The sequence below is a fragment of the Methylobacter sp. BBA5.1 genome, assembly GCF_000746145.1.
Lineage (GTDB): Bacteria > Pseudomonadota > Gammaproteobacteria > Methylococcales > Methylomonadaceae > Methylobacter > Methylobacter marinus.
Map to the genome: position 1 here is coordinate 1 of NZ_JQKS01000070.1, position 4384 is coordinate 4384.

Consider the following 4384-nt stretch of genomic DNA (forward strand, 5'->3'; position numbering starts at 1 on the left):
AGCCAGAGGATTCCGATCCTGCGACGGTTAAGCCAGCTAAAAACTGTGATTCCAAGAAAAAGTCTGTTCTCGATAGATCGCTACACTTTGTTTGGGTGGTGGTCGTACTAATCTGGCCGATTCTTAAATGGTTACTCTCCCTCGATGTTTTCTTTCAAATGCTGCGAATGATCTACCACTGGAATACGCCTGGTATTTATGCCGGTTGGACTTTTCTTCTGCATTTTTCAACGCTGACGGCGCTCACCTATTTTGTTTCTTTTTTCAGACCGAAAGGCGCCAGATAAGCAATACGCCTGTTTCTTGTTTTAAGAAGAAATAGCTACACGGGCGGAAATGGCAGTGTAAATTTTAGCGGCTAAAATATTAAAGCATTTGACAAACAATAATGGTTTAGCTTAACTTTTAAGCATGGTCGGCGGCTGTAACCGCCTTTGTTCAACAACCAGGGTGTGAATGTATATGGGTGCAATTCATGAAGAAACGGTTAACCGAAGCCCAGTTTCAAACTGTCGTCAGGATGCTGGAAATCGGACAACAGACCATAGAAATAGCGCGAGGCGTATTAGTCGAGGGAAGGTCGCAAGCCGAATTTGTAGCCGAACTGGGCTTAAGTAAAGGAGCTGTATCACAAGCTGTCAGCCGTGTATGGATGGCTGCACAAAAGGCAAATCTTCCCGAGGGGTACGAGCGGGTGACAGCGGTACTGCCGGAGCATCAAGCGTTTATCGTCAAGAAGTGGGCAGAGGACGCAACAAAAAAACTGGAGATAAAGAAATGAAAACACTGGTCACAGCGAACCAAAAGGGGGGCGTCGGTAAAACTTCAACCCTTGTACATCTTGCGTTTGACTTCCTTGAGCGTGGTATGAAGGTTGCTGTGATAGACCTTGATACGCAGGCAAACGCTTCTTACACACTGCAAGAGTTTCAGAGCGACTACCTGGCCAGTCAGATGTTCACGGCAGACGGTGACACGCTACGCGCTTGTTTCAATAACTTGCCCGACGAGCCGACTATGTGTCTGATAGCTTCCGATGCGCCCATGGCGAACATGGAGAAGCTCACGATGACAGAAGCGGCAACGAGCTTTAAGAAGAATATCAAAGTGCTGGACGAATGCGGGTTCGATGTGTGCCTGATCGATACCGCCCCGTCTCTTGGCGTCAGCATGGCCGCCGCTCTTTTCGTGGCCGATTATGTTTTTTCGCCTATTGAGCTTGAGGCCTATAGTATCCAAGGCATTAAGAAGATGGTCACGACTATCGTAAATATCCGCAAGTCAAATCCGGGTTTGCAATTTTTGGGCATGGTGCCTAGCAAAGTCGATGGTCGAAATCCACGTCACAGCCGTCACCTGAAAGAACTGGAAAGCGCTTATCCACAACTGATGATACCGACCGGCATTGGCCTTCGCAGTAGCATTGCCGACGCACTGGCGTCAGGCGTGCCCGTCTGGAAAATTAAAAAAACCGCCGCCCGTAAAGCCGCGAAGGAAGTCCGCGCGCTTGCTTCACACATTTTTGAGAAGATGGAGATTACACAATGAATACCAAAAAGTCACAGATATCCGGCTTGGGCCTGGATAGCATAGGTGATCTTTCGGGACTATTGAGTCAACCGGAAACCACCATGAGTTTCGGTCCACTGGATCTGTCACTGGAACTGATTGATGAAGACCCGAACCAGCCAAGAAAAAAGGATAACCCTGGTTTTTCAAAGTTAAGCCTGGATGAGTTGGCCGCGACAATCTCCCTTCGTGGCGTCAAGACCCCGATTTCTGTTCGTGAGAATCCGGAGACGGAAGGTCGGTACATCATCAATCACGGCGCCCGTCGTTACCGCGCATCCAAAGTTGCCGGCAAGACGACTATTCCGGCTTTCGTGGACAACGACTACATCGAAGCCGATCAGGTTATCGAGAATCTGCAAAGAAATGAACTGACTGCCCGCGAGATTGCCGATTTCATCGGTCGCGAACTGGCAAAGGGCAAGAAGAAAGGTGAAATTGCCAAAGAGATCGGCAAATCGCCAGCATTCGTGACGCAGCATGTCACTCTTCTGGATTTGCCGGAGCCGATTGCCGGGGCATTCAACAGCGGTCGGGCTAATGACGTAACTGTTATCAATAAGCTGGTAACGGCATACAAGAAGAATCCCGAAGAAGTGGATGTGTGGCTGGCTGATGACAGCCAGGAACTGACGCGAGGATCGGTCAAGCTGCTGCGCGAATTCCTGGAAGACAAGCGCCGGCACAGCGGAGAGCAAGATAGAGACGGAGAGAACGACCTTAACACAGCAGATGCTTTGTCTAGCAAGGGTACTGATGAGATTGGCAGCAACGAGCAAGCCCAGGAAGACCCCAAATTAAAAAAGGAAGAGAAGGCAACCGATCCAGAAAAACTGAAGAAAGCTATCGTACGGGTGCAGCATGATGGTCGGTTAGCCCGATTGGTTCTCCACCGACGCCCGCCAGAACATGGCTTTGCCTGGCTGAAATATGAGGATGACGGCCATGAGTTCGAGGCAAACCTCAATGACGTACAGCTTGTAGCGGTTCTAGAAGGTTAATCAGAAACATTGTTTCTTATCCAAGAAACCCCGCTTAAGGCGGGGTTTCTTTTGCCTGTTATTTATTAGTTTGTTTATTAATTTGTTAGTTTGTTACTTTTAGATAGAATACAGTTATTAATCACCAATTCAAGGAGTTTAGCCATGCGCCCCGTCGAGTTCACTTCCGAAGATATCATCCACGCTGGGCAAGAGCTACTAGCAGCTGGCCGCAACATCACGGGTTTTGCTTTGCGGCAAAAGGTCGGCGGTGGCAATCCCAATAGGCTCAAGCAAGTATGGGATGAGTATTTGGCCAGTCAAATCGAAGCCCATGCTGAGCCGGTAGCCGAGCTGCCTGTTGAAGTGGCCGAAGAGGTCGCTGGTGTAGCTAAAACACTTACGGATCGGATTGCAGCATTGGCGGTAGGGTTGAATGACAAAGCGGTTAAGGCGGCAGAACGGCGTGTGGCCGAGATTGTTCGTGCGGCTGGCGAACAGAAGGAACAAGCCGAAAGGGAGCTGGCTGATGCTTCGCAGACGGTCGATGACCTGGAAGAGCAGCTTGATGGGTTGCGATCCGAACTCGAAGCTGCCCAGATCCGCCTTGCGGATATGACTAGGGAAAATCAGGCGCTGGCCGTAGAACTAGCTCAGATACGCGAGCGATTGTCGGCAAACGAGCAAAGCGCAAAGGTGGCGGCCGAGCAATATGCAGCAGAGCTGGACAAGATGAATAACGCCCTGGAAGCCGCGCAGACTAGAGGAGGGCAGGCGGCTGAGCAGCTTGCTGTGCTTAAGGCTCAGATGCTTGCCGAGAAGGAAACTCACCAGGAGCAACGTAAAGCGAGTTCTAAGGAGATCACACGGCAGGCCGAGCTCTACACTAAGGCCCATACGGAACGGGATGAGGCGCTTAAGGAAGCGGCTACCCTTCGAGGACGTATTCAGGCCCTGGAGGCCATGATGGCCGTCAAATCATAAGGATATAAGTACAAATACCTAATTATTTAGTAAGTTATTGGTAAGTTAATAGTCTTCATCTAAAATTGTAGATGTGCACCGGAACAATAAAAAAGCCAGCCTTTAAAGGTTGGCTTTTTTATTGTTCTAAGTGAAATTTAATCATTTTATTAATCTGCAATCATAGAGGAGGGGCATGAAACAGCGTCTTGTAGTTATGAATGGGCAACGCATTCTTCAAAGCGAGCATGAAGGAGTGTGGAAGAATCAGAAGGTGGACAAAGCAGGCGAACTAAAGCCTGGCATATACAACATCTACATGGCGGAAAAGGCGGAAAAGTCGAAGCGGTATGATGGTATAGTCGTTCACACGGATAACGATAATGTGTATCAGAAAACAGACAAGAAGTTTGTCATGTACTCTCGTCAAGATTTCGATATAGTACCTTCTATAGGAAGTGCGAAAAGCATCAGTTATAACGATCAAGGCAAGGCAGTCGTTTCTGCCGAGGCCGTTAAACTGAGCCGAGGGCGCTCCCGGTAAATTTTAGCCGCTAAAATATAGGTATCTTTAAATAGCTTGCCCCCTGTGTCAGGATAGTTATCACCCTCCCGCTAACGGGATAATTGGAAACCAGACAGGGGACGGAAAGAGCCTGTAATGTCGCATTATTCAGCAGAACGCAAAGCGTCTGTATTAAAAAAACTGTTGCCCCCCCATAACCGCTCAGTACCGGAAGTTGTCAGAGAGGAAGGAATTTGTGACCAGACGCTATACAATTGGCGCAAACAAGCCAAAGAACAGGGGGGGCCGTGCCAGGCAGCGGGAAACAAACAGAAGACTGGTCGCCGGAGGCAAAATTTGCCGCCGT

General features: G+C 49.1%; 6 protein-coding genes and 1 pseudogene. All 7 read left to right on the top strand.

The features are described 5' to 3' along the window. Positions 1–287: KleE stable inheritance protein (kleE, locus tag EK22_RS21590; protein ID WP_051962019.1), on the top strand; the 287-nt coding region annotated here is incomplete at its 5' end. Between the two features lie 188 nt (positions 288–475). Continuing rightward, entirely contained in the window at positions 476–781 is a 306-nt protein-coding gene (locus EK22_RS21595; protein WP_036254359.1) for a transcriptional regulator KorA, read from the top strand. Then, complete coding sequence (locus EK22_RS21600; RefSeq protein WP_036254361.1) at positions 778–1548, top strand: ParA family protein; 771 nt, start codon at positions 778–780, stop codon at positions 1546–1548. Before EK22_RS21595 ends, EK22_RS21600 begins: the two co-directional genes overlap by 4 nt. Further along, positions 1545–2570, top strand: a complete 1026-nt coding sequence (locus EK22_RS21605; protein ID WP_036254362.1) for a transcriptional repressor gene korB — start codon at positions 1545–1547, stop codon at positions 2568–2570. The genes EK22_RS21600 and EK22_RS21605 overlap by 4 nt, the downstream gene beginning before the upstream one ends. A gap of 144 nt (positions 2571–2714) precedes the next feature. Next, positions 2715–3533, top strand: coding sequence for a DNA-binding protein (locus tag EK22_RS21610; protein WP_051962020.1), 819 nt, complete (start codon positions 2715–2717; stop codon positions 3531–3533). Between the two features lie 175 nt (positions 3534–3708). Next, positions 3709–4056 carry an IncP plasmid survival protein KfrB gene (kfrB, locus tag EK22_RS21615; protein ID WP_036254363.1) on the top strand — a complete coding sequence of 116 codons (348 nt, stop codon included), beginning with the start codon at positions 3709–3711 and terminating at the stop codon, positions 4054–4056. 117 nt (positions 4057–4173) lie between these two features. Continuing rightward, positions 4174–4384: pseudogene (locus EK22_RS23985) on the top strand (transposase); the annotation flags it as partial.